Origin of the sequence: Mucilaginibacter rivuli (assembly GCF_019391655.1) — a bacterium.
Lineage (GTDB): Bacteria > Bacteroidota > Bacteroidia > Sphingobacteriales > Sphingobacteriaceae > Mucilaginibacter > Mucilaginibacter rivuli.
The window spans coordinates 37,029-63,293 of sequence record NZ_JAHXPQ010000003.1 but is presented as its reverse complement, the minus strand read 5'-3'; the positions used below and the strand labels follow the sequence as shown (position 1 = coordinate 63,293).

The window sequence follows — 26,265 nt, the reverse complement described above, 5'->3', positions numbered from 1 at the left end:
TTATGCCTGTATTAATGCTTCTCGTTTATCTTTTACACTTTGCAAAAAAACTTTAGCTTGTTGTAAGTACTGTGTAGCAAAGGCTTCTGATGGCTCGTTTTTGTTGATCTGTAAAATAAGATCGTTAAAGGTGCCGTTTACTTCAACCTCGCCGGTAGCTACATAATGGTTATCAAACTCGCGTATAATACCTGCGTGGGTTGAGCTGTTTACACCTTTATCCAGCAATAAGGCTTTAGCCGCGCTGATAAATACGCTGTAAGCATGGTAGATCGAATCCGCGAAAGCGCCCTTATCATATGCACCCTGTGCCCAGTCAAACTTTTCGTCTGCTTCAAACAGTAGGGTCGCGATAAGGTCTATCACCACACCGGCACACTCACCAACACCAATAGCGGTCTCAAAGGTTTCTTCGTGGCCCCAGTCAACAAATTCTTCGTCTTTCAGGTTGGTCAGGTCGGCCAGTGGTTTTAACATCTGGTAAAAATAATCCTTACCTTGTTTATCGTAATAGGATAAGAAGGTCTCACCTTCAACCGTATTGGCTTTGTAATCGTTTAAAACCATCCTCATTACATCGGTAGCACGTTTGGCAGGTACTTTAATTACTTTATCGCCTGCACGGCCAACGCCATCACCAACAGTACCGCCACCAAGCAATACCTGCATTGATGGTAATACTTTACCTTGTGCCTTTAATGAGCTGCCGTGGAAACCAATATGCGCCAAACCATGCTGGCCGCAGCTGTTCATACAGCCACTTATTTTGATCTTGATCTCGCGGTTATAAATAAGGTCTTCATATTCGCTGTATATCAGGTCTTCCAACACACGTGCAAAGGTCATGCTGTTTGATATGCCTAAGTTACAGGTATCTGTTCCGGGGCAGGTAGTTACATCGGCAACGCTGTCAAAACCCGGTTTAGCTAAACCTAATTCTGATAAGACATTGAACAAATGAGGCAGCGCCTCTTTTGTAGCATATTTTAATAATAAACCCTGGTTAGGGGTAATGCGTATCTCGTCAGCAACATAAGGGCGAATGGCATCAACCAGTTTACGGGCCTGTTCGGTAGGGATATCGCCAACTTCAACCTTAATATATACACCATAAAAACCTTTTTGCTTTTGCTCAAAAACGTTTGTAGCTAACCAATGTTTATAATGCGTTGGCTTGCTTATTTCAATTTCGAGGTGTTTATTTGAAGGTATTGCAGGCTGCGGTACAGTATCGCGGTTAACAATGTAACTTTTGTTTTTAATAGCTATATGTTCTTCATCAATAAGGCGTAAAACTTCATCAAGGCCTAATTTTGCGATAAGGAATTTTAAACGTGCCTTATTGCGGTTGCTGCGTTCGCCATAACGGTCAAACACGCGGATAACGGTTTCAGTATATGGTATTAGCTGGTCTTCGGGCAAAAACTCATGTACAATGTGTGCTAATGCAGGTTGCGCGCCTAAGCCACCACCCAGCATTACCTTAAAGCCACGTTTTTCTTCGCCGTTCTCAACTTTTACTTTCGGGATAAAACCCAGATCGTGAATAAATGAGAAAGCGGTATCGGCTTCGCTTGATGAGAATGATATTTTGAATTTGCGACCCATTTCCTGGCATATCGGGTTACGCAAAAAGTATTCGAAAGTAGCATGAGCGTATGGCGATACATCAAACAGCTCTAACGGATCAATGCCAGCGTTAGGGGAGGCCGTTACATTACGTACAGTGTTACCACAGGCTTCGCGCAGGGTAACATCATCTTGCTCTAATTTTGCCCATAATTCGGGTGTGCGCTCTAAACTTACGTAGTGTATTTGTATGTCCTGGCGTGTGGTTAAGTGCAGGTTACGGCTCGCGTACTCATCAGATATATCGGCTATTTTTAGCAATTGCTTAAAAGTAACCTTGCCAAAAGGTAGTTTGATACGCACCATTTGTACACCTTGCTGGCGCTGCCCATACACACCACGGGCTAAACGCAGGCTCCTGAATTTCTCGTCGTGTATCTTTCCTTCGCGAAACTGGCGTATCTTGTGTTCAAGGTCAATAATATCCTTTTCAACAACCGGATTTTCTAATTCGGTCCTAAAACTTTGCATATGCTATTAATGCTTTTATCTAAAAAAAAATCCTCTCCGGCTAAAACTGAAGAGGGTTAGTTAATTTTTTTTCTGCTCCAACTCCTGCATCACAACAGAAATGCGCCTTTTAATGATGCCGGGCTATATTCCTGTTTTTATGCTACAAATATATATATAATGTATATAGAAATGATAGACTATTTTATAAATTATTAAAATTCTGACTTTTTGCTGATCCTTAAATCTCACCTATGAGGTCTACTTCGCGGTTAATAATATCGGAAATACTGGTTTCGCTTAAAATTTTCAAAGTCGCATCGCGCACGTCAACAAATACGCTGCGGATTCCGCATGTACCTTCGGCTTTACACTCTTCGCATTTATGATAAAAATTTAAGCTTGCACAAGGTACCATAGCAATAGGGCCATCGGTTATGCGCATAATTTGCACCAAATAAATGTCTTTGGGGTCTTTATTTAGGCTGTAACCGCCACCTGCGCCTTTTTTACTATATAAATAACCGGCATTTCGCAGGTCTAATAGTATTTGTTCGAGGAATTTTTTTGGGATTTTCTCTTGTTCTGCAATTTTCGAGATCTGAACAGGTGGGTTGCCTGCCATTTTTCCCAAGCTAACTAAAGCTTTAATTGCATATTTTGTCTTTTTTGAAAGCATATAGCGAAAAAACTGTTGAAATATTATATAAAGAAAATCATTTTATTGCTTACTGCAAAATTAAAAATAATTACAGGATATACTATATGGAGTTAGTAGTTAAAAAAAGCAGGAAAAAATCATTTTCGCAGCCATTTTTACAATAAAAAGCAAAAAAAGCGTCGATATTTATATAAAAAGGTAAAAATATTTTTTTTCTGGGCTTTTTTGAGCCTTAAATGGTTGGTTTTTTACAAAGAAGCCCTTAAAGTGAGATAAAATGGTGTTTCTATGTGTTCTGTTGAACTATTTAGTATCAAATGTGCAGTTTTTTCGCCCATCGCCTGGAAATCTGAAGAAATAGTGGTAAGTCCGTTCAGGATGATCTTTTTAAGTGGCGTTTCATTATACGATATCACACCAACATCTGTACCTACTTTAAGGTCGGTAGATATGATGCGTTCTATCAGGGTTACCAGGTCGCTTTCCATCAAGTTAATAAAAGCTTCGCCTTTACCTATTTGTTCGGTTTCTATATGGTGCACAACTTTGCAGTTAAAGGCGTATTGGTGGCAAAAATTATAGTATCCTTTTAATATTTCATCAGGGAAGTATGAGTTCTCCGGGAAAATGATCTTTACCGTATGGTATTTGCTTAACTGCTCCAGCGCAAGCTCGAGCGCGTGATAAATATCGTGTTCAAAGTTTTCGTAAACTGCGGCAAAATCGCCATCAACACCGGGTATAAGCTTATCCAGTAATATCAGCTTTTCTTTCGGTATGGTGTTGATGATCTCGTGCGCTTTTTCACCGCCCTCTAAAAAGTGGGGGATAATTACATAGTGGGTATAATCATCGCTTTTGTTTTGGAGCAGCTTTTTAAACAGCGAAAAATCATTGTTGTATATATATAGGTCAACCGCGGCCATTTCGCCTAACGATTCGACTATGGAGTCATAAACCAGTTTTTTGTGGTAGCTTAATTTGTTGAATAGTAAAAAAACTTTCAGTTTGTGGCTCCTGTCGGTGCTTTTAACATAATATCCCTTGCCAGGAACAGAGCCCAATAATCCTATTTTTTTAAGGTATTTATATGCCTTCTCTGCCGTATCGCGTGATATCTCGAAATTATAGCTTAACTCATTAATTGATGGCAGTATATCGTTCTTACTGATCTTACCATCGCTTATGCAGTTGATGATGGAATTTGCCAGCTGCAGGTATTTAGGCGTTGATGAGTAATAATCAATGTAGATACATTCAAAAATAGGGGGTTGCTTCATTAAATACAGGTGTATTGGTATAAATTAAACGATAGGCTATCCGGTTAAGTATCAATAAATATTGGCCGTAAAATCAAAAATAATTTGGTTCGGACTACAAGATTACATAGTTTTCGCAAGAAATAGTATACCGGTATTAATTATTTTACAATTAAAACCCCGTCCTTGTTAATTAAAACTCGTTTTTTTGCTCATGCAATTTTAACAAATCTGCAATAATAAACGAAACTATGTTATCCCCCGGTACATTTTTTCGATATTTTGGTTAGTAAAATTAATCAATAATTAAAAATGCTTTAAAACATGACAGACCATGACGGCTGTTTAAACCTACTTTTCTACTTTTAAATCCTCTTTGTAACCAATATAAATAAATCTATAAATGCAAGTAATTTTTGGTGTTATTTTTCACTTCATAGGCGGTTTTGCCTCGGGTAGCTTTTATATCCCATACAAAAAAGTAAAAGGTTGGGCCTGGGAAAGTTTCTGGATAGTGGGAGGGATATTCTCCTGGCTTATCGTTCCGCCGGTAGCAGCTTATTTAACTGTTCCTGGCTTTATGGATATTATAAAAGCCACAAACGGCTCTATTTTAACTTACACTTATATTTTTGGGTTACTTTGGGGTATTGGCGGTTTAACTTATGGTTTAGGTGTACGTTATTTAGGTGTATCATTAGGCAGTACCATTATATTAGGTTTATGCTCGGTATTTGGCGCGCTTGTTCCGGCTGTGTATTACCAGTTTGTACCTAAAGACGGGAAAGACAGCATCGGTATTTTAGCTACTACCCACTGGGGCCAGTTAGTTTTAGTAGGTATACTGGTTTGCGTTTTGGGTATCATTATATGTGGAAGAGCTGGTACATTAAAAGAACGCGACCTGAAAAAAGAAGGAGCCGTTGCTAACGAGAACAAAGATTACCGTTTTGGTATGGGTATTGCCGTTGCTATCGTATCAGGTGTATTGAGCGCTTGTTTCGCATTTGGTATTGATGCCGGCGCAGATATGGCCAAACATGCTGATGATGCATGGAGAGCAGCAAATCACGTTGTTGACGCAAACACACACTTCCTTTACAAAAACAACGTTACTTATATTGTTATACTATGGGGCGGTTTAACCACTAACTTTGTATGGTGCATGATATTGAATGCCCGTAACAAAACATTTGGCGACTATACTAATAAAGAAACACCACTATTAAAGAATTACATTTTTTCGGCTTTGGCCGGAACAACCTGGTTCTTACAATTCTTCTTCTACGGCATGGGCGAAAGCAAGTTAGGTAACGGCGCAAGCTCATGGATTTTACACATGGCTTTCATCATCCTGATAGCGAATATGTGGGGCCTTATATTAAAGGAGTGGAAAGGTGTAAGCACAAAAGCATTTTCAACCGTGTGGATAGGTATCATTACCATTATTCTTTCGGTAGTAATTGTAGGATACGGTAACTCGGTTAAGCCTGCTGATGCGCCAAAAACAGCACAAATTCAATCAAGCAAATAATCACAAACAAAAAATCATCACACATAATTTAACAACACACAATGTCTACAACAACACAATTTAAGCACGTGAGCTATTTATGGGACGAAGCGGAAGCAGCTAAATTGGCTGGCGACGAAGTTGCCCTTTTAATATATCGCTCAAACCTTTTAGGTGCCGATCTTCGCCTGACTAATTATGGTGGCGGAAACACATCATGCAAAGCACAGGCTAAAGACCCGTTAACCGGCCAGGAAACTGAGGTAATGTGGGTAAAAGGTTCTGGTGGCGATTTAGGCACGTTAAAAGCAAGCGGATTGGCCGCACTTTACGTTGACCGTTTACGCAGCCTTAAAAATATCTATCGTGGCGTTGAGCACGAAGATGAAATGGTAGAACTGTTCAATCACTGCATTTTTGACCTATCATCAAAAGCGCCTTCAATTGATACACCGTTACACGGTTTCTTACCTTTCGCTCATATCGACCACTTGCACCCGGATGCGGCTATCGCAATCGCGGCAGCAAAAGATGGTAAAAAGATTACACAAGAATTATTCGATGGCCAGATAGGTTGGGTTGAATGGAAAAAACCAGGATTTGAATTAGGCCTGCAATTAAAAGCCTGTTTAGATGAGAACCCGGGCATCCGTGGTATTATGTTAGGCTCGCACGGTTTATTTACCTGGGGCGATACCGCTTACGAAAGCTATATCAACACCTTAGAAGTAATTGAAAAATGCGCTGAATACCTTGAAGCAAACTACGGCAAAAAAGGTCCTGTTTTTGGTGGCCAGAAAGTTACCAGCTTACCGGAAGCTGATCGTAAAAAACAAGCGGCAGCTATTGCGCCTATACTGCGTGGTTTCACTTCGAGCCAGCGTAACATGATTGGCCACTTTACTGATGATCCTCGTGTATTAGAGTTCATCAACTCTAACGATCTTGACCGTTTGGCACCGTTAGGTACCAGCTGCCCGGATCACTTTTTACGTACCAAGATCAGCCCGTTAGTTTTAGATCTGAAACCAAACGAAGACTTAAGCGATGTACAAGCGATAAAAGACCGTTTAGCCCCGGCTTTCGAAGCTTACCGCAAAATGTACACCGAGTACTACGAGACTTGCAAACATCCAAACAGCCCTGCTATCCGCGATACTAACCCGGTTATTATATTATATCCTGGTGTGGGTTTGTTCTCTTTCTCTAAAGATAAACAAACTACCCGCGTTGCGGCAGAGTTTTACACCAACGCCATTAACGTAATGAAAGGTGCGGAAGCAATTTCTGAATACACCTCATTACCGCGCCAGGAAGCTTTTAACATTGAGTATTGGTTGTTAGAAGAAGCGAAGCTTTCACGTATGCCTAAGCCTAAAGCATTATCGGGCCGTATTGCCTTAATTACGGGCAGCGCGGGCGGTATTGGCAAAGCTATCGCTAAGAAATTTGTTGCCGAAGGTGCCGTAGTTATCCTTAACGATATGAACGCCGAGCGTTTAGAAACCGCAGGCGAAGAATTTAAGAAAGAATTTGGTAAAGATTCGTACGCTACAGCCGTAATGGATGTAACTAACGAAGGCCAGATCTTAGCTGCAATGGATACCGCTGCCTTAGCATTTGGCGGTGTTGATATCATTGTAAACAATGCAGGTTTATCAATATCAAAAACCATAGGCGACCATGCTGAAAAAGACTGGGACCTGTTATATGATGTATTGGTAAAAGGCCAGTTCTTTGTTACCCAGGCTGCCGTTGCTGTAATGAAAAAACAAGCCATTGGTGGCGATGTGATCAACATTGTAAGTAAGAACGCTTTGGTAAGCGGCCCTAATAACGCAGGTTACGGATCGGCGAAAGCTGCTCAATTACACCTGAGCAGGTTGAACGCTGCGGAGCTTGGCGCTGATAAGATCCGTGTGAACGTAGTAAACCCTGATGCCGTTATCAGCGATAGTAATATCTGGGCTGGTGGCTGGGCAGAAGGCCGTGCAAAAGCATACGGAATTACCGTTGCCGAATTGCCTGCCTACTACGCGAAACGTACTTTACTGAACGAAATTATATTACCTGATGACATCGCTAACGCATGTTTCGCATTTACAGGTGGTTTGTTGAGCAAATCAACCGGTAACATGCTGAACGTTGACGGCGGTGTTGCTATGGCGTTTGCACGATAATTCAGTCTTTAGTTCTGAGTCTTAAGTCAGGAGTCATTTGACTTTTAACTTAAGATTCAAGACTTAGGACTCAAGACTATAGACTATGAACCGAGTAGCCTTTAAAATGAAATTATTCCCCGGCTTAAAGGAGGAATATAAAAAACGGCACGATGAAATATGGCCGGAGTTGGTAGCGTTATTGAAAGATACCGGTATCAGTGAGTACTCCATATTTTTGGATGAGGAAACCAACTCGTTGTTCGGGGTATTAAAGGCGGAAGATGCCAAGGAATTGGATAACTTGCCAAGCCATGCCGTAATGCAAAAATGGTGGGCCTACATGGGTGATATTATGGAGAGCAATCCTGATAATTCGCCGGTAAGCGTGCCTTTGCAAGAGGTGTTTTATATGCCGTAAAACAGAAGCAAGAAGTTAGAATCAAGAACCAAGAGAAAAACCAATAACACACACGGGAACAGAATAAAGAAATAATAGTTAATAGTCGTCTCGGCTCTTGATTCTTAACTCTTGATTCTCTTCTCAAAAATCTAAATACAATGCAAGTAGAGAAGTATAAAGTAAGCGAGCTTAATAATGCCGCTTTAGCCGACCACAAACGCAGGCTTGAATTTGTTAAAGCCGATGTAAAAAATGTTGAAGACGTTTTAACAAAACTGCAAGCTTTCCAGGTAGCAATACCAAGCTGGGCTTTGGGTACCGGTGGTACACGTTTCGGCCGTTTTTCGGGTGGTGGCGAGCCACGTAGCCTGGAGGAAAAAATTGAAGATGTTGGTGTTATCCACGCTTTAAACCAATCAAGCGGTGCCATATCATTGCATATTCCCTGGGATATCCCACAAAACGCACAGGCTATCAAAACTTTAGCCGCCCAACACGGTTTAGTGTTTGATGCCATGAACTCTAACACTTTCCAGGATCAGGCTGATGCCCCTGAAAGTTATAAATTCGGTTCGTTACAGCACGTTGATAAAGCTGTTCGCGACCAAGCTATCGCACACAACATCGAAGTAATTAAACAAGGTGTTGCCTTGGGTTCAAAATCACTGACCGTTTGGTTGGCTGATGGTTCAAGCTTCCCGGGCCAGTTAAACTTCCGCGGCGCTTTTGAGCGTACTTTGGATAGCTTAAAACAAATTTACGCTGCCCTTCCGGATGATTGGAAATTGTACCTGGAGTACAAATGTTACGAGCCAAACTTTTACTCAACTACCGTTGCCGATTGGGGGCAGTCGTTATTATATGTAACCAAATTAGGTCCTAAAGCTTATACTTTGGTTGATTTAGGTCACCACTTGCCAAATGCCAACATTGAGCAAATTGTGTCGTTATTATTAATGGAAGGCCGTTTAGCAGGTTTCCACTTTAACGATTCGAAATATGGTGATGATGACTTAACTGTAGGTTGTATCAACCCTTACCAATTGTTCCTGATCTTTAACGAACTGGTTGAAGGTATGGATGCCCGCGGCATGAACCATGCTACAGACTTGGGTTGGATGATCGATGCATCGCATAATCTGAAAGATCCTATCGAAGATTTACTGCAATCTGTACAGGCTATTCAATTGGCTTACGCGCAGGCATTAATAGTTGATAAGGCTGCTTTGCAAGCTGCACAAGCTGCTAACGATGTAGCTAAAGCACAAGAGATATTACAGGCCGCTTACCGTACCGATGTTCGTGCTTTGGTATCTGAAGCAAGCCTGCGTGCAGGTGGCGCTATCGATCCGATAGGCGCTTATCGTGAGTTAAAAGTGAGAGAAAATCTGATCAAAGAACGCGGTGCTAAAACCGTTGCTACGGGGTTATAAATGAATACTGTTCCGGTTATAGCTATATTCGATATCGGGAAGACCAATAAAAAGTTCTTCCTGATAGACGAGTATTATAAAATTGTACAAGAAAATACCGTCAACTTTGCCGAGACAATGGACGATGACGGCGACCCCTGCGAAGATGTGAACCTGCTGACCAACTGGGTTAAAAAATCGCTCGCCGAAATATTGAAATCAAAACGATTTGAAGTTAAGGCCATCAATTTTTCTACCTATGGGGCCAGTTTTGTACACATTGGGCATGATGATACAGTTGTGGCGCCTTTATGCAATTATCTGAAGGATTATCCTGAAGATTTAAAAGCTGAGTTTTACGCTAAATACAATGGCGAGTCGGTTATCTCACGCGAGACTGCCTCTCCGGTATTGGGTAACTTAAACTCAGGCATGCAATTGTACCGCATCAAGCAACGTAAGCCTGAATTGTTCAAGCAGATCAAGTACTCATTGCATTTGCCGCAGTACCTTAACCATTTGGTTACAGGCGAATTTTACTCAGATATTACCAGTATTGGCTGCCATACCCAGCTGTGGGATTTTGTGAAGAACGATTATCACGATTGGGTGTATAAAGAAGGTATTGATAAGATACTGGCACCAATATCCCCATCGGATACTGCCATGCCGGTTGTTATTAAAGGGCATGAGTATCAGGTAGGCTCAGGTCTTCATGATAGCTCATCGGCTTTGATACCTTACCTGGCAAGTTTTTCCGAGCCGTTTATCCTGATCTCTACAGGTACCTGGTGTATCAGCTTAAATCCGTTCAATAACAACCCGCTCACAGTTGATGAGTTGCATAAAGATTGTTTGTGCTACATGGAATACCATGGCCGCCCGGTAAAAGCATCGCGCCTGTTTGCCGGTAACGAGCACGAGATACAAACCAAACGTTTGGCAAAGTTCTTCGGCAAACCTTTAGATCATTTTAAAAATGTGAAGTATGATGCCGCTTTGGTAAGCTCAAGCACCAATGTGCGCGCTAAGGTTGGCGATGCCGATATGCTGATGCAGGAATCGCAATTTGGTACCCGCGACCTGACCGATTTTACATCGTACGAAGAAGCTTACCATTGCTTATTGATGGATATCATGAGCCAGCAGGAAGCGTCAACAAACCTGATCATACAGGATACTGGCGTTAAACGTATATTTGTTGATGGTGGTTTTGGTAAGAACGTGGTTTACATGAACTTACTGGCAGCAGCGTTCCCGCATTTCGAAGTATATGCAGCTTCGGTTGCGCAAGCTACGGCTATTGGCGCGGCATTGTCTATCCATAAACAATGGAACACCAAAACAATACCGGGCGATATGATCGAATTAAAATACTTTGCTTTACCTATTATGGAAGCATAACATTCATTATATGAATAAATTGAGTACTAAGAGGGCCGTATTATTGATATGCGCCCTTTTTTTGTTTTCGGACGCTATTGTAAACGCGCAGGATAATTCGGGAGCACCCAAATTATGGCATAATAAAGAACGTGTCCTTAATTATCATCCCGATGGGCAGGATATCTTTATTGTGAACGGTAAACACCGTTTCAACCGCGCTATTTACGGTACAAATACAGCTTTTAGGGTAGAAACAGGAGATTTGCCTGAGTTTGCGCTTTACCTTCCGGGGATGGGCGGTAATTTGCATTTTGGACTGGGTTCAGGTTCAAGCTCAAAGTGGCTCATAGAAGCGAAGAATATTGAGGCAAGGTACCGTGCGGGATCAATGATCTATACCATTCATGACGAACTGCTGGGTAAAGGCACATTGACCGTCACTGTGTTGGCAGGCGCCGAAACCGAAAGTGTTATTATTAAAACAGAACTGAACAACGTAATCGCACCAGTAACCCTGTATTGGGCATTTGGCGGCGTTACAGGAAAGAAATTTAGCAGGGACGGCGATCTTGGGGCCGACCCGGAATCATCATTCTATTTAAAACCCGAGTATTGCGCGGGTAATGCGATACAGATCAATAATAACAGTTTTTACCTCAACTATACCGGCAAAGCTATCAGCGAGGCTGATCGTTACGAAATTAAGCAACCGGGAACTGCTACCAATACCGTTGATATTACCGATAAAAAGGTATTGAACGGAACTTTCCCGACAGGGAGCGAACTGCGGGTTGGCGATGCAACACAATTGAATACACCTTTAACAGCTTTTGATTCGAAATCGGCATCATCGCCTATGGTTACCGGTAAGATCGCTGTTGCCAATTTAAAACCACAGTATTTTCTTATCCAGAGTCCGGAACAAAAAAGTATTGTGCCTTATGCCGAATTGCCAAGGCTTTTCGCTGCTGCGGAAGTGGCAAGGCAAAAAATAGCCAACCGCATAGTTGTCAATACCCCCGATCCATACATCAACACCTTGGGTGGTACCTTATCCATTGCCGCAGACGCGATATGGGAGTCGCCATCGTATATGCATGGCGCTATTGCCTGGCGCATGCGTCTGAATGCCTGGAGAGGCCCGTATGTAGCCGATGTGCTGGGTTGGCACGACAGGGCACGCTCGCACTTTGATGCCTACGCAGCTTCGCAAACCACGTTGCCACCGGGCCGTGTTGTAGCTGATACCGCATTGCATTTGGCACGGTCGCAGGAGAAAATGGGTAATGCCATGTTCAGCGATGGGTATATCAGCCGCAATCCCAACAACAATAAAATAGCGCATCATTATGATATGAACCTGGTGACGATTGATGAGTTGCTGAACCATTTTAACTGGACAGGCGATTTGGACTATGTGAAAAAAATGTGGCCCGTTATTACCCGTTCACTTGCTTGGGAAAAACGTAACTTTGATGCCGATGGCGACGGGCTTTACGATGCCTATTGCGCCATTTGGGCCAGCGACGCGCTGCAATATAGCGGTGGCGGTGTAACACATTCATCGGCCTATAATTACCGCGCCAACAAGGATGCGGCCCGCTTAGCCAAACTGATAGGCGAGGATCCGACACCATATCAAAAAGAAGCAGAGCATATTCTTACGGCTATCAACAAAACCCTGTGGATGCCGCAAACCGGCCAATACGCCGAATATCAGGACTTGTTAGGTAACCGCTTGTTACATCCAAGTGCAGCTTTATGGACGGTGTACCATGCGATTGACGAAGGCATCGCTGATAATTTCCAGGCGTACCAGGAACTACGCTATGTGGATACGCAGATACCGCATATCCCCATTATAGCCAAAGGCGTTGAACCGGGCTTGTACACCCTGAGCACCACCAACTGGATGCCATATGACTGGAGCCTGAATAACGTAGCCCTTGCCGAAGAATTGCATACCGCTTTAGCATACTGGCAGGGCGGCAGGGCAGAAGAGGCTTTCAAGCTTTGGAAAGGTTCGTTGTTAAATTCCCAATACCTGGAAAGCAGTCCCGGTAATTTTGACCAGTTATCTTTCTATGACTCCACCCGTGGTGAATTGTACCGTGATTTTGCCGACCCGATAGGTATGGCCGGCCGCTCGCTGGTGGAGGGTTTATTCGGTATACATCCCGATGCTTTGGCAAGAACGCTGACCATTAAACCAGGATTGCCGGGGAAGTGGGATCATGCATCGTTGCATACGCCTGATGTGCAATTTGATTTTAAGAGAATATCGAAAATGACCGGGCTTCCCAAAGACCAAACAATAACTGAGAGCTACATCATAGTCCCTGCCTTTTCAAAACCAATGAATTTGGTTTTTGAAGTAACAGCAATGGCTCCTCATGTAAAAGAAGTCACCGTAAATGGTCAAAAAGTACAATGGAAAAATGTTGAAAATGCCATTGACGGCCCTGTTTTACAGATCAAAGCCGACATTAGGCCTCGTTATGAGATACTAATTACTTACGAGGATTTTGAAACAGCGGGAACTTTTGATCAGCCGGGTAGAGCTATTGGCGACAAAGGAATAATTTATATGACTGAATATTCCAAACTCGTGGATAAATACGACCCGCAAGGAGTTGAAAAGAGTAACTTAGGAAATGGTGTCCACACAACATTCTTAAAGTTAAAGCAGGGTGAATTTATTTGGTGGGCACCAATGACAACCAGTATTGACCCTGATGATATTGTCGCCGCAACGAATAAACAGTTATCAAATAAGTTAGTATTTAAAGTTGGTTGCTATCAATGTAAAGTGATTGTAAATAGCGGAATAAATCGATACAACGTTGGCGTTGATTTTAAGAAAGATAGTTTATCAAGAAATATCAGTGTTCCCCTTTCTAATATTATAAAAGGAAGTAATACTGTACGCATAGAATATGACAATGAATCTTACCAAACCACTATCACCAACTGGAACATCCAAAAAGCACCTCAAAATCAAGAAACTATCAATCTTACCCCATACTTTAACGACCAGGTAACCAATATCTTCAAAAACAAATACCTGTCGCCAAGGCCGCAATCGCCAACACTGCAACTGCCATGGCAGGGGATAGGTAACTGGTGTTATCCGTTGGTGGATGCCAATATTGATGATTCGGGGCTGCGCAAAGCCGCGGGTGATAAAAACGAGTTTGTAACACCGCAGGGCTTGAAGTTCGCTACGCCGGGTAAAATGGGAGAGAAGAACATCCTGTTTACATCAAACTGGGATAATTATCCTAAACAGGTGGAGGTACCTTTGTCGGGGAAGGCGTCGCATGCGTACTTCATGATGGCAGGTTCTACCAACCCGATGCAAAGTCGCATTACCAATGGTGAGGTGGTGGTGAACTATACTGATGGTACCAGCGATGTGCTGGAACTAAAGAACCCGCAAACCTGGTGGCCGATAGAGCAGGATTATGAGGAGGATGGCTACGCCTTCCAACTGAATGCTGCGAGGCCGATACGGGTGTACCTGAAGAGCGGCATCGCTGCCCTGGAATGGAATAACTTTAAAGGTATAAAAGGCTTTGCTACACGCGGTATTGATGGCGGTGCTGGTACGATACTCGATCTGCCATTGAATCCCGCCAAGGAGCTTAAAAACCTGCAGGTAAAAGCTGTTGCCAATGATGTGGTGATCGGTTTAATGGGAGTGACGTTGGTACGAGAATAATTTAATAATGCTATAATGATGGATTTAACCCATTGTTATGGTTAATACAGAATACTATGAAAAAGATCAGCCTTGTATTTGCAGGCGTATTCCTTTTGGGGTATGTCGCATCGGCACAAACCAAGAAAAAAACAGTTACTACCAAAAAACGTCCTAATATCATTCTCATTCTGGCTGATGATATGGGGTACTCGGATATTGGTTGCTTTGGCTCAGAAACTTTAACACCTAATTTGGATGAGCTGGCTAAAACGGGTACCAAGCTTACGCAATTTTACAATGCATCGCGCTGCTGCCCAACACGGGCTTCGCTGATGACGGGCTTGTACCAGCATCAGGCAGGCGTTGGCGATATGGTGAATACCCGCACACAGCCTGCTTACCAGGGCTATCTGAACCAAAACTGCGTAACTATTGCCGAGGCTTTGAAACAAGGTGGCTACAATACTTATATGGCGGGTAAATGGCATATTGGCCAGGCACCCGAGCATTGGCCTACCAAGCGTGGGTTCGACCATTATTTTGGTTTGATAGACGGTGCAAGTAGCTATTTTACACCGACCATGCCTTATCGCCCAAATCAAAAACTGACCATAGCATTGGATGATAAAGAGTATACACCGGGCCCAAACTGGTACTCTACCAATGCCTATGCTGATTACGCGGTGAAGTTTATTGATGGCAACAAAACCAGCAATAAGCCTTTCTTTTTGTACATGGCCTTTACCAGTCCGCACTGGCCGGTGCAGGCTTTGCCCGAAGATATTGCCAAATACAAGGGAAAGTATATGAAAGGCTGGGACATATTACGTGCCGAACGCTTTGCCCGTCAAAAAGCTGCCGGCATTTTACCGCAGGATGCGCAACTATCGCCAAGGGATAAAAATGTGCCGGAATGGGATAGCCTGACCGCCGAAGAAAAAGATCGCTGGGATACCAAAATGGCCGTTTATGCTGCCATGATAGACAGGATGGATCAGAACATTGGCCGCATACGTGCAGAGTTGAAAAAGCAGCACCAGGATAAAAATACGGTGATCATGTTCTTATCAGACAATGGAGCCAGCAATGAGAGTATAAAAGGCCCCGGTTTTACACCTGAAGTACTGGCCGCCAACAACAAACCAGCCAGCGACCCGACATCATTTACCGCGTATGAGTACTGGGGCGCTAATGTGAGCAATACGCCTTTCCGCTTATTTAAGCATTGGGAGTATGAGGGCGGCACAGCTACGCCATTTATCGCTAATTATCCGGGTGTGGTAAAAGCAGGAAGCATATCTAAGCAACCTGCACATATTATTGATTTGATGGCCACCTGTTTGGATTTTGCACGTGTGCCATATCCCAAAACTTATAATGGCAATACCATTTTACCAACTGAAGGGATGAGCATAGCTCCATTGTTGGAAGGCCATAAATGGACAGGCCATAACGCCTTGTTTTTTGAACACGAGGGTAACAGGGCTGTTAGGCAGGGCGATTGGAAATTGGTATCGCAAAGGCCTGAAAATAAATGGGAACTGTACAACATCAGCACCGATCGCGCAGAATTAACCGACCTGAGTGCAAAATATCCCGAAAAGGTAAAGGCACTGACAGATATGTACAACGCCTGGGCAGAACATGCGGGTGTAATACCTTTCGAAAAATTAGAAAAACGAAAGGGAGAAGAATTTTAATGTTGTAAGTATTAATTTATTAGTATATTACGATAATTGTAAATTAACCTGTGTTTACCGGTATTATTTTAATGAAATAGCAAAAGGTAACAGTGTTGTACCTATATTAGTATAACCTGTTAACCTAAAACTATGAATAGAATAACCCCGCTATTTCTATTACTTTTTGTTTTTGTTGCATGCAATAAACCGAATGATGAGAAAGCTCATGAATTGGTGGAGGCCTATTGCAATAATAACTTTTTCTCGCCCGATGAATATAAACCCTTAACTTATGAAAGTTTAAAGCCTCATTATCATCCTTATGAGCAAACTAACGGTTATAAAACTTTGGATGATAAACGGCAAAAGCTTGAAAAAACAAGGGACAGCTTATCAGCTTTGATGTATGGTGGCAGTAAAAAGGCGATTTATCAAAAAAGCAAAACAGACTCAATAGTAAAGGTATTGGAAGCAGTTAATAACCAGGTAACGGCCGACAGGGACACATATAAAGGTGTACAGGATGGTTGGACCATTGCGCATACTTATAATAAAAAAGAAGCGGGGCGGATAGTTCAGGGTAGGTCTGTTTTTACGTTAGATAAGGGCCTCACCAGGGTGCTCCAGGCTACGGATCAATAGTAAAAACATTCCGTTAAAAATTGTTATTATTGCATTTATTTTGCCTGAAAGCAAATACAACCTGTTTTACATGTCAGACGCTCAACTCATAAAACGCTTACGAATTATAATTAAGGCCTGCGGCGGACAGGTTAAGTTTGCCAAAGCCTGCGGCATATCACAATCTTTAGTGAGTTTGATGCTATCGGGTGATAGGGAGGTTAACTTTACCGTGATAACAGGTGTTTGTCATCAATTGGGTTACTCGCCCGAATGGGTGATCCTGGGTACAGGTGAAAAAAAGTTTGACGGTACAGACAGCCCTAAGCTGGTAACCGAAATACAACTGCTCCGTACTGAAGTTGAGTTACTGCATGCCCGCATGAAGCATTACGAAAAGGAATTTGAAGTGATAATGAATCGCTTAAAGGCAGAGCCCCCTAACCCCCTGAAGTGGGAATAGTAGGGCTTCTTTATATTTCGTTCCCCCTTCAGGGGGTTAGGGGGCTTAAAATTTCAGGTGTTTTACTGTCAAGCCATTGTTTATCAATTGCTTTAGCGAGTCTATTCCTACACGCAAGTGTGTTTCTACATATTGCTCAGTAACCTTCGAATCACTTTCGGCAGTTTTTACACCTTCCGGGATCATTGGCTGATCTGACACTAAAAGGATTGCACCCGTAGGGATCTTGTTAGCGAAGCCGGTAGTGAATATGGTTGCCGTTTCCATATCAATGGCCATAGCGCGTAAGGTTTTAAGGTATTTTTTAAACTCCTTATCATGCTCCCAAACACGGCGGTTGGTGGTATAGCAGGTACCTGTCCAGTAATCACGGCCATGATCACGTATAGTTGTTGATATCGCCTTTTGCAATGCGAATGATGGCAGGGCGGGTACCTCGGCAGGCATGTAATCGTTAGATGTACCTTCGCCACGTATTGCGGCAATAGGTAGTATCAGGTCACCCACGTTGTTCTTCTTTTTCAAACCACCACATTTGCCTAAAAATATAGCTGCTTTTGGGTGTATCGCGGTAAGCAGATCCATTACTGTTGCCGCAAGGGCACTACCCATGCCGAAGTTGATAATGGTAATACCATCTGCAGATACGCTTTGCATAGGCTTATCCAAACCCATTATAGGCGCATTATCATGCCACTCCGAAAACATGGACAGGTATTTGGAGAAATTGGTAAGTATAATATAATCACCAAAATCTTCCAATGGCCTGCCGGTATAACGTGGCAACCAGTTGGCTACAATTGCTTCTTTGGTTTTTAATCCCGATTTAACGGGTGTATGTACTTCTTTAACACTCTTGGCTGGGTTGGCGGCGGCGGCTTTCTTAACGTCTTTTTCTTCGTTCATTGTATTGTATTTAGGTTTGCTGGCTTAGGAGAATACCTGCCAACGAATATTATATGTTACAAAAAAGCCCCGACATACACCGGAGCTCTTTTTTGTATCTATGTTGCTTTCAGCTTCATGCTTTCGGCTTTTAGCTGTTAAGCTACTTTTAATTTTTTCAGATCAGATTTATCAAACTTCTCCAAAGCGTAATCCAAAGTTACTGTAAGGCTCTTTACATCTTTTTTAGATGGGAACTCAAACATGGCATCTATCATAATGGCTTCGCATATCGAGCGGAGGCCACGTGCACCTAATTTAAATTCCATTGCTTTATCTACAATAAACTCTAAAGTATCGGGCTCAAAGTTTAATTTAATGCCTTCATATTCAAACAATTTGGTGTACTGCTTTAACAGCGAGTTTTTAGGCTCGGTTAGTATGTTGCGCAACGCCTCTCTGTCTAAAGGATTTAAATACGTAAGCACCGGTAATCGGCCTATCAACTCAGGTATTAAACCAAATGATTTCAGATCCTGTGGAGTAATATATTTATATATATTCTTCACATCAATATCATGATCTTCACTTTTAAATTTGTAACCCACAGTTTGAGTGCGTAAACGATTAGCTATCTTTTTTTCGATGCCATCAAAAGCGCCACCGCAAATAAACAAGATGTTGCTGGTATTTACCGTGATCATTTTCTGGTCGGGATGTTTACGGCCACCTTGTGGTGGTACGTTAACCATAGTGCCTTCCAAAATCTTTAACAAGGCCTGTTGCACACCTTCGCCAGATACATCGCGGGTGATTGACGGGTTATCGCTTTTACGGGCAATTTTATCTACCTCATCAATATATACAATACCGCGCTCGGCTGTACTTACATCATAATCAGCAGCTTGCAGCAGTCGGGTTAATATACTTTCAACATCCTCGCCAACATAACCGGCTTCGGTTAATACGGTAGCATCGCAAATACAGAACGGAACGTTCAATACTTTAGCAATAGTTTTAGCCAATAAGGTTTTACCTGTACCGGTTTCGCCCACCATAATGATGTTCGATTTTTCTATCTCTACTTCGTCCTTATCAACTTTTTGATTTAAGCGTTTGTAGTGATTGTATACGGCTACGGCTAATACTTTTTTGGCATCATCCTGGCCGATAACATACTGGTCAAGGTGTGTTTTTAGTTCTTGTGGTTTTAAAATTGCGGCAGCCTGGCCGGGGTTTTTAACCTTACGAACTTTAAGTTCTTCGGCTAATATTTCGTTGGCCTGGTTTACACATTTATCACAAATATGCGCATCTAAACCGGCAATCAGCATTAAGGAATCTTGCTTTCCGGCTCCGCAAAACGAGCATTTTATGTCTTTACTGTTTTTATTCATCACAGTTAATTTGTATCAAAAATACGATTTTTTTATTAAAGATGCTTTTTATTATGAATAGGTTACACCCGTACTACATTTAACTGTATGATAATGTTTAACTTAATGTAAAACATATAACAAAAATGGAAGATACAGATCATCCGCATCTTCCATTTTAAAAATACAAGTTAAATTATTTTTTGGTTGAGCCGCGCAAAACTTCGTCAACCATACCAAATTCTTTAGCCTCTTCAGATGTCATCCAGTAATCACGGTCTGATGCATCCCAAACTTTTTCATAGGGTGCACCGCTGTGTTCAGCAATGATCTCGTATAGTTCTTTTTTTAGTTTGGTGATCTCCCGGTAAGATATCTCGATATCTGAAGCCTGACCTTGAGCACCGCCCGATGGCTGGTGGATCATCACACGTGAGTGTGGTAAAGCAGCACGTTTGCCTGCAGTACCTGCGCAAAGCAATACGGCGCCCATTGAAGCAGCCATACCGGTACAAATAGTAGCAACATCATTGCTGATAAACTGCATGGTATCGTATATACCTAAACCGGCATAAACCGAACCACCCGGCGAGTTGATATAGATCTGGATATCACGTTTGCTATCTGCAGATTGCAGGAATAGTAATTGTGCCTGGATGATATTGGCGTTAACGTCATAAATAGCATCACCTAAAAAGATGATACGGTCCATCATCAAACGCGAGAATACGTCGATCACGCTACCGTTTAATTGGCGTTCTTCAATAACATTTGGCGTAGTATATCCTGTTGGTATGCGGCTGTTATCAATACGAGAGATAAAACCATCTACAGCTAAGCTGTTTATTCTATGATGCTTTACAGCATATTTGCGAAATTCGTTTTTGTCAATATTCATGTTATTTATTGGATTAGGCCAGCTGCTAATATATAGTACTTGGCGGTAAATTATTATAGCAAATTAAAATTTTTTAATTTATTTAATTGTGGGTATAGGGTCAATTTTCAATACCATCATGTCATTGCGGGCAAAGCGTAGCAATCACTGAGAAAAGTGATCATCATGCATTGTCCGCGAAACTTTCTCAGTGATCGCTTCGTGCCTCGCAATGACATAGTTTGAGAAGGGGGGATAAAGTAAGAAACAGTTCAACCCTTATTTCAATCTTTAGCATCCAATGACTTAATGACACAATGCCCCAATGACCAGGACAGAAACAAAAAATGCCGGACTAAACAGCCCGGCATTTTCAATCATATTATTGATGGTTACCTTATGCCGGTAACTTGCTGAACTCGTCGTGGTTTATCGCTTTTTTGTCAAGTGTAACAACGGTTTTTAAAAAGTCTAAAGTTTTAATGGCTTTAACCTCTTCAAAAATTTTGTTGCCGTTCTCTTTGTTTTGCAGGTATTGTACAGTGTACTGGGCCAATTGCTCTTCTGCTAATGGCTGCGGGCTGTACATCCTGAACTGGGCATCTAAACGTTGTTTGGCTAATTCAAAAACCTCCTCGTATTTAATTTCGAGTTTGTTGTCTTTAATTACTTTGTTCTCAATTAAAGTCCATTTCAGGTTTTTTGCAAACGCATCGTAATCTTTATCCAATTCTTCGTCTGTCAGTTTTTCGTTGGTGGCTTTTAACCAACGTTTTAAAAACTCATCAGGCAACTCAAACTGAATTTTATCTAAAGCGTAATTGTAAAGGTCGTTTTGCAATTTGCGTTCGCTGTCTTGCGTGCTCATTCCTTCAACTTCCTCTTTAATTTTAGCTGTAAATTCTTCTTCGGTGGTTACGGCACCTGCTCCAAATAATTTGTCAAAGAACTCCTGGTTCAAATCGCTTTCTTCCAGGCGGTTTACGTTTTTAACTGTTAACTGAAATTTCGATTTCAAATCGGCAGCTTCATCTTCTTCAATATTTAATAAACCGGCAACTTTAGCAGCATCGTTATTAAACGCTTTCTGAATATCAAAAACGATAACATCTTCTTTTTTCAACCCGATCAACGATTTTTTTATTTTCTCGTCTTTTACCTGGTCTAAACGAACTGATGTTGTATTGCTTATTCCATCCTCAAAAACAGAACCATCCGGCGAAAGTTGTTTCAATTCGCTGTAAAGTACATCGTCATCTGCCGATACGTCAGGGTTTGTCATTTTACCATAGCTGCGGCGGATGTTTTTGATACGCGCGGCTAACGTTTCGTCATCAACTTTAATTTCGTATTGGGTTAACTTATCGGCAGCCGAAAAGTTAACTTCAAACTCCGGTGCCAAACCAACTTCGTAGTTAAACTCAAAGTTTTCGGTAAAATCCCAGTTAAAGTTTGTTGTTTCATCAATTTTAGGAAGGGGCTGGCCCAAAACCTCAATTTTATTTTCGCTGATGTAGTTATTTAATGTATCGCTCAGCAGGGTATTGATGGTATCAACCAAAATGCTTTTACCATACATTTTTTTGATATGAGCCGGAGGTACCATGCCCGGGCGGAAACCCGCTATCTTAGCTTTTTTGGCATTCTCTTTTATGGCTTTTTCAACCTGTGGGGTATAATCTTCAGGCTGAATTTTAATGTTAATAGTTGAATTTAGTTTATCAATTTTTTCCTGTGTGATATTCATTATGTTGTACTAAATGGTGTTATACAAATTAAAGGGTGCAAAGGTATAAATTTTTTTTAAATGCCTAATCTTAATTGAAGTAACAGTTTAGGCATTGTTCAATTTTTTTGAAACAACTAAACCATTCCGCAAGTACAAAGTCTTAACTATGTAACAGGTTTGTTATATTGAATTTCATATAAAATTCATGTTACCAAACTTAGTTTGTTAAGTAATACCCTAATTAACTTATCATATTTCAATATGCGTATTTGCACATCGCTGCTTTGTATGTTTTTATTGCACCACTGTGCATTTGCTCAGCAAACTCCTCCCGATTCTACTCAGCGCGATGTGATCGATGTACTACACGGCATATTTGATAAAGTAAAAGATCCCAACGAACGCGTAAAACCCCATAAAGTATACGTTTCTATTATCCCAACATTGGGCTATACGCTTTCTACAGGTTTTGCAGCCGGCTTAAGCAGCGTAACTACTTTTTACACCCAGCCCGATCATAGCCTCAATACATCTGTAATTAATGCGCAGGCTTTTTTTGATTCAAACAATCAGAAAACGCTTTTCGCACAGGCCAATATCTGGGCCGACCATGATAACTACAAATTCGTATCCGATTTCCGTATCACAAAATATCCCGATGTAACTTATGGTTTAGGTAATGAAGCTAAGTTGGCCGAAGATATCACGTATAATTACCTCAGGCTTTATCAAACTTTTTTGAGGCGTATTGATGGCAACTTTTACGTGGGCATTGGCTACAACTTTGATTATCACTACGAAATAACTAATTACCGTACAAAACCTAAAGTGCGCACCAATTACGAAAAATATGCCGGAGCAGTAGTACCGTCAACATCTACCTCGTCAGGCTATAACTTTGATTTTTTATATGACAGCCGCCATAACCCGGTAAATGCCCTTGGCGGGATGTATGTTAACCTCATATTCAGAAATAACTACAAGTTTTTGCGTAGCGATGTGGATTATACATCGGCCGTGTTTGATATCCGTAAATACTTTAAGCTCTCCAAAAACTCAAACAATGTTCTGGCTATATGGAGTTATGATTGGATGGTGCTAAGCGGCAAACCCCCATACCTTGATCTGCCAAGTACCGGCGCCGATATGTACAACAATACCGGCCGTGGCTATACCATAGATAGGTTTAGAGGGAATAACATGATATACCTGGAAGCCGAGTACCGCTTTGGCATTACCCGCAACGGTTTGCTTGGCGCCGTAATATTTGGCAACGCGGCCAACTACTCAAAAAACATTACCGACGACCTGCAGAATATATTGCCCGCGGGTGGGGGCGGCCTGCGTATTAAAATTAACAAACACTCCAACACCAACTTATGTATTGATTATGGCTTTGGTACTCAAGGTTCTCGCGGTTTCTTTGTAAATTTGGGCGAAGTATTTTAGCCCGGCTACATGAACGGATATTCGAAACACGAAATTATTGGTTGCGATCGTTGCGGTACAACTTTCGAGTGTAAGGCTAATTCATTTACGCGCTGCCAGTGCTCCACAGTTCCGCTCAATCTCAACGAAACGCAATACATCAGCGAGCAATTTGACGGCTGCCTGTGCGCAAAATGTTTACTACAACTGCAGCAGGAGTTTGCAGAGCAGATAAAGTAATCGTGACATTATATTCATAATTCGGAAACGAATAATGCTCATCTTTGCGGCCTTGCGGGTATTGCCCCGTTTTATAGATAATGAATAGCCGCGAACGTTTTTTCCGTATACTAATATTGGGTTTTTTAACAGCCCTGAGCCCCTTTTCAATAGATATGTACCTGCCGGGTTTTAAGCTCATCGCTAAAGACCTGCACACCACCACCAACGAAGTTGGCCTCTCGCTAAGCAGCTATTTTATAGGCCTGGCAGTAGGGCAATTGTTATATGGGCCTTTATTAGACCGCTTTGGCCGTAAAAAGCCTTTATATATTGGTTTAGTGATTTATATTGCGGCATCTGTAGGCTGTATGTCGGTAACGGGTATTAATCCGCTTATTGCCCTGCGTTTTGTACAGGCTGTTGGTGGCTGCGCCGCAGCCGTTGCCGCCGTAGCCATGGTACGGGATCTTTTTCCGGTAAACGAAAATGCCAAGATATTCTCTTTGCTGATGCTGGTTGTCGGGCTTTCGCCGATGCTTGCGCCCTGGGCCGGTACGGTAGTAACAAGCTATTTTGGATGGCAATCAGTATTTTTAACACTGGGGTTAATAGCAGTGCTGATATTGCTCGCTGTAATTTTTAAACTCCCCGATGGATACAAGCCCAATACTTCATTGTCATTAAAACCGGGGCCTATCATCAGTAATTTTTTACTGGTATTTAAAGAGCCACAGTTTTATACCTACGCTATAGGCGGCGCTTTTGCCTTTTCGGGGATATTTACCTACGTTGCCGGTGCACCAGGTATTTTTATGCAGGTGTTTGATATGGATAAACAAACCTTCAGTTATGTATTTGCAGGTTTGTCAGTAGCTTTTATTGGCTCAAGCCAGGTGAATACCCTTGCTTTGCGCAAATACACAAGTCCGCAATTGGTTAAGGCTGCTATAACGGTGCAAGTACTTGCAGGCGTTGTATTTTTAATATTAAGCCTGATGGGCTTATTGGACCTTATTGGTGTTATCGCGTTCATTTTTATTTTTTTACTAACCATGGGCTTTATCAGTTCAAATGCTTCGGCATTATCCCTGGCTCCCTTTGCAGAGCATGCAGGCAGTGCTTCAGCCTTAATGGGGGCTATGCAGTTGGGCATAGGGGCATTAACATCAGGTGTTTTAGGGATGATAGTAACCATATCCATTGTACCAATGGCCGCTGTAATGGCAGGCGCATCATTAATGGCTTTTTTGGTAATATTTATTGGCCAGCGTAATATCAAACAAAGTATATCAGCACAAGCCGGTGCCGCGGTTATGCACTAATATGTAACAGCATTTTGATGTTTAAAATTTGCGGAATGGGGCTTAAATATTTAGCTTGCAGCACCAATTTTAACATCGAAATGAAAAGGACCATTGTATTGCTATCTATTATGGCAGCAGCATTTACCACGCAGGCGCAAACTATTATACCGCTATACCCCGGAAAAATACCCAACTCTATAACAGTGCCCGATCCTGAGGTACGCACCGTTGATAAATCCGGCAATGTGCGGTATTCCAAAACATCAGTGCCTACGCTCGAAATAATGCTTCCCGAAAAAGATATCGCTAACGGAACCGCGGTAATTATTTGCCCCGGTGGTGGTTATACCCTTACATCGTACACACATGAAGGTATTAAGATAGCCGCGGCCTTTAACAAAATGGGTGTGGCTGCGTTCATATTAAAATACAGGATTCCGAGTGATGCCTATATGGTTGACAAAAACATTGGCCCCCTGCAGGATGCGCAAACTGCCATTAAAATAGTACGCACACGTGCGAAAGAATGGGGGGTAGATACCGGTAAAGTGGGTATTATTGGCTTTTCGGCAGGAGGGCACCTGGCCTCGACCGCGGGCACGCATTTTAATATGCCTGTTATCGAAAACAAAGAAAAAACTAATTTGCGGCCAAGCTTTATGATATTGGGTTACCCCGTGCTTGATCTAAGCGACAGCCTGATGCACAAAGGATCGCGGGTTAATTTATTGGGCGAAAACCCTACGCCTGAAAAGATTCGCCTGTATTCGGCAAATTACCAGGTTACCAGCCAAACACCACCCACATTTATTGTACATGCCGGCGATGATAAAACCGTTAAGGTGCAAAATAGCATTGTAATGTACCTTGCTTTACTAAAAAATGGTGTACCTGCCGAAATGCATATTTACCCTAAAGGCGGCCACGGATTTGGCATTAACGATACCAATACCGGCCATTGGATTGACCGCTGCCAGGATTGGATGCGGGCTAATGGATGGGTGAAGTAGAGTTATTTCTGAGTTATTGAGTTGTTAGGTTACTGGGTTGTTAAGTTATCTTTAGTTTATTAAGTTATTTATCGTATTGGGTTGCATTTACTT

At 42.0% G+C, this 26,265-nt stretch carries 20 protein-coding genes; 13 read left to right on the top strand and 7 right to left on the bottom strand.

Annotated elements, in window-relative coordinates; translation table 11 throughout:
* The 3 genes from KXQ82_RS07510 to KXQ82_RS07500 form a co-directional block, all read right to left on the bottom strand.
* Positions 1-2,100: a ferredoxin-like domain-containing protein gene (locus KXQ82_RS07510; RefSeq protein ID WP_219487570.1), complete on the bottom strand. Its 2,100-nt coding sequence runs from the start codon at positions 2,098-2,100 to the stop codon at positions 1-3.
* 220 nt (positions 2,101-2,320) lie between these two features.
* Complete coding sequence (locus KXQ82_RS07505; protein ID WP_219487569.1) at positions 2,321-2,758, bottom strand: RrF2 family transcriptional regulator; 438 nt, start codon at positions 2,756-2,758, stop codon at positions 2,321-2,323.
* A 230-nt stretch (positions 2,759-2,988) separates the two neighbouring features.
* The gene (locus tag KXQ82_RS07500) at positions 2,989-4,020 is read right to left on the bottom strand and encodes a GntR family transcriptional regulator (protein WP_219487568.1); all 1,032 of its coding nucleotides are present in this window, start codon (positions 4,018-4,020) and stop codon (positions 2,989-2,991) included.
* Positions 4,021-4,402: 382 nt separating this feature from the next.
* On the opposite strand from KXQ82_RS07500, the gene rhaT reads away from it, so the two are divergent.
* From rhaT to KXQ82_RS07455, 9 genes are all read left to right on the top strand, one after another.
* Entirely contained in the window at positions 4,403-5,533 is a 1,131-nt protein-coding gene (gene rhaT / locus KXQ82_RS07495) for an L-rhamnose/proton symporter RhaT (RefSeq protein WP_219487567.1), read from the top strand.
* A gap of 41 nt (positions 5,534-5,574) precedes the next feature.
* Positions 5,575-7,692 (top strand): bifunctional aldolase/short-chain dehydrogenase, encoded by a 2,118-nt coding sequence (locus KXQ82_RS07490; RefSeq protein ID WP_219487566.1) that lies wholly within the window; start codon positions 5,575-5,577, stop codon positions 7,690-7,692.
* 85 nt (positions 7,693-7,777) lie between these two features.
* Positions 7,778-8,092, top strand: coding sequence for an L-rhamnose mutarotase (gene rhaM, locus KXQ82_RS07485; RefSeq protein ID WP_219487565.1), 315 nt, complete (start codon positions 7,778-7,780; stop codon positions 8,090-8,092).
* A gap of 140 nt (positions 8,093-8,232) precedes the next feature.
* On the top strand, positions 8,233-9,507 hold the full coding sequence (locus tag KXQ82_RS07480) for a sugar isomerase (RefSeq protein WP_219487564.1): 1,275 nt from the start codon (positions 8,233-8,235) through the stop codon (positions 9,505-9,507).
* Positions 9,508-10,890 carry an FGGY-family carbohydrate kinase gene (locus KXQ82_RS07475; protein ID WP_219487563.1) on the top strand — a complete coding sequence of 461 codons (1,383 nt, stop codon included), beginning with the start codon at positions 9,508-9,510 and terminating at the stop codon, positions 10,888-10,890.
* 10 nt (positions 10,891-10,900) lie between these two features.
* Positions 10,901-14,593, top strand: coding sequence for a DUF4450 domain-containing protein (locus tag KXQ82_RS07470; RefSeq protein WP_219487562.1), 3,693 nt, complete (start codon positions 10,901-10,903; stop codon positions 14,591-14,593).
* 56 nt (positions 14,594-14,649) lie between these two features.
* Entirely contained in the window at positions 14,650-16,275 is a 1,626-nt protein-coding gene (locus tag KXQ82_RS07465) for an arylsulfatase (RefSeq protein ID WP_219487561.1), read from the top strand.
* Between the two features lie 132 nt (positions 16,276-16,407).
* Positions 16,408-16,899, top strand: a complete 492-nt coding sequence (locus tag KXQ82_RS07460) for a hypothetical protein (protein WP_219487560.1) — start codon at positions 16,408-16,410, stop codon at positions 16,897-16,899.
* Between the two features lie 70 nt (positions 16,900-16,969).
* Positions 16,970-17,341 carry a helix-turn-helix domain-containing protein gene (locus KXQ82_RS07455; protein ID WP_219487559.1) on the top strand — a complete coding sequence of 124 codons (372 nt, stop codon included), beginning with the start codon at positions 16,970-16,972 and terminating at the stop codon, positions 17,339-17,341.
* Between the two features lie 45 nt (positions 17,342-17,386).
* Here KXQ82_RS07455 and KXQ82_RS07450 read toward each other — a convergent pair whose 3' ends face one another.
* The 4 genes from KXQ82_RS07450 to tig form a co-directional block, all read right to left on the bottom strand.
* A complete protein-coding gene (locus KXQ82_RS07450) occupies positions 17,387-18,247 on the bottom strand; it encodes an AMP nucleosidase (RefSeq protein WP_219487558.1) in 861 nt (286 codons plus the stop codon).
* Positions 18,248-18,384: 137 nt separating this feature from the next.
* Positions 18,385-19,623, bottom strand: coding sequence for an ATP-dependent Clp protease ATP-binding subunit ClpX (gene clpX / locus KXQ82_RS07445; RefSeq protein ID WP_219487557.1), 1,239 nt, complete (start codon positions 19,621-19,623; stop codon positions 18,385-18,387).
* 175 nt (positions 19,624-19,798) lie between these two features.
* Positions 19,799-20,500, bottom strand: a complete 702-nt coding sequence (clpP, locus tag KXQ82_RS07440) for an ATP-dependent Clp endopeptidase proteolytic subunit ClpP (protein ID WP_219487556.1) — start codon at positions 20,498-20,500, stop codon at positions 19,799-19,801.
* Positions 20,501-20,876: 376 nt separating this feature from the next.
* Entirely contained in the window at positions 20,877-22,226 is a 1,350-nt protein-coding gene (tig, locus tag KXQ82_RS07435) for a trigger factor (protein WP_219487555.1), read from the bottom strand.
* A gap of 243 nt (positions 22,227-22,469) precedes the next feature.
* On the opposite strand from tig, the gene KXQ82_RS07430 reads away from it, so the two are divergent.
* From KXQ82_RS07430 to KXQ82_RS07415, 4 genes are all read left to right on the top strand, one after another.
* Positions 22,470-23,657, top strand: coding sequence for a BamA/TamA family outer membrane protein (locus KXQ82_RS07430; protein ID WP_219487554.1), 1,188 nt, complete (start codon positions 22,470-22,472; stop codon positions 23,655-23,657).
* A gap of 9 nt (positions 23,658-23,666) precedes the next feature.
* Entirely contained in the window at positions 23,667-23,876 is a 210-nt protein-coding gene (locus tag KXQ82_RS07425) for a cysteine-rich CWC family protein (RefSeq protein ID WP_219487553.1), read from the top strand.
* Positions 23,877-23,956: 80 nt separating this feature from the next.
* Positions 23,957-25,180, top strand: coding sequence for a multidrug effflux MFS transporter (locus tag KXQ82_RS07420; RefSeq protein ID WP_219487552.1), 1,224 nt, complete (start codon positions 23,957-23,959; stop codon positions 25,178-25,180).
* An 80-nt stretch (positions 25,181-25,260) separates the two neighbouring features.
* The gene (locus KXQ82_RS07415) at positions 25,261-26,172 is read left to right on the top strand and encodes an alpha/beta hydrolase (protein ID WP_219487551.1); all 912 of its coding nucleotides are present in this window, start codon (positions 25,261-25,263) and stop codon (positions 26,170-26,172) included.
* The last annotated feature ends 93 nt before the right edge of the window (positions 26,173-26,265 follow it).

Bases quoted from the DNA above. Each gene is read 5' to 3' on its own strand.
- KXQ82_RS07510 (WP_219487570.1), bottom strand. From the start codon at position 2,100: ATGCAAAGTTTTAGGACCGAATTAGAAAATCCGGTTGTTGAAAAGGAT.
- KXQ82_RS07505 (WP_219487569.1), bottom strand. From the start codon at position 2,758: ATGCTTTCAAAAAAGACAAAATATGCAATTAAAGCTTTAGTTAGCTTG.
- KXQ82_RS07500 (WP_219487568.1), bottom strand. From the start codon at position 4,020: ATGAAGCAACCCCCTATTTTTGAATGTATCTACATTGATTATTACTCA.
- rhaT (WP_219487567.1), top strand. From the start codon at position 4,403: ATGCAAGTAATTTTTGGTGTTATTTTTCACTTCATAGGCGGTTTTGCC.
- KXQ82_RS07490 (WP_219487566.1), top strand. From the start codon at position 5,575: ATGTCTACAACAACACAATTTAAGCACGTGAGCTATTTATGGGACGAA.
- rhaM (WP_219487565.1), top strand. From the start codon at position 7,778: ATGAACCGAGTAGCCTTTAAAATGAAATTATTCCCCGGCTTAAAGGAG.
- KXQ82_RS07480 (WP_219487564.1), top strand. From the start codon at position 8,233: ATGCAAGTAGAGAAGTATAAAGTAAGCGAGCTTAATAATGCCGCTTTA.
- KXQ82_RS07475 (WP_219487563.1), top strand. From the start codon at position 9,508: ATGAATACTGTTCCGGTTATAGCTATATTCGATATCGGGAAGACCAAT.
- KXQ82_RS07470 (WP_219487562.1), top strand. From the start codon at position 10,901: ATGAATAAATTGAGTACTAAGAGGGCCGTATTATTGATATGCGCCCTT.
- KXQ82_RS07465 (WP_219487561.1), top strand. From the start codon at position 14,650: ATGAAAAAGATCAGCCTTGTATTTGCAGGCGTATTCCTTTTGGGGTAT.
- KXQ82_RS07460 (WP_219487560.1), top strand. From the start codon at position 16,408: ATGAATAGAATAACCCCGCTATTTCTATTACTTTTTGTTTTTGTTGCA.
- KXQ82_RS07455 (WP_219487559.1), top strand. From the start codon at position 16,970: ATGTCAGACGCTCAACTCATAAAACGCTTACGAATTATAATTAAGGCC.
- KXQ82_RS07450 (WP_219487558.1), bottom strand. From the start codon at position 18,247: ATGAACGAAGAAAAAGACGTTAAGAAAGCCGCCGCCGCCAACCCAGCC.
- clpX (WP_219487557.1), bottom strand. From the start codon at position 19,623: ATGAATAAAAACAGTAAAGACATAAAATGCTCGTTTTGCGGAGCCGGA.
- clpP (WP_219487556.1), bottom strand. From the start codon at position 20,500: ATGAATATTGACAAAAACGAATTTCGCAAATATGCTGTAAAGCATCAT.
- tig (WP_219487555.1), bottom strand. From the start codon at position 22,226: ATGAATATCACACAGGAAAAAATTGATAAACTAAATTCAACTATTAAC.
- KXQ82_RS07430 (WP_219487554.1), top strand. From the start codon at position 22,470: ATGCGTATTTGCACATCGCTGCTTTGTATGTTTTTATTGCACCACTGT.
- KXQ82_RS07425 (WP_219487553.1), top strand. From the start codon at position 23,667: ATGAACGGATATTCGAAACACGAAATTATTGGTTGCGATCGTTGCGGT.
- KXQ82_RS07420 (WP_219487552.1), top strand. From the start codon at position 23,957: ATGAATAGCCGCGAACGTTTTTTCCGTATACTAATATTGGGTTTTTTA.
- KXQ82_RS07415 (WP_219487551.1), top strand. From the start codon at position 25,261: ATGAAAAGGACCATTGTATTGCTATCTATTATGGCAGCAGCATTTACC.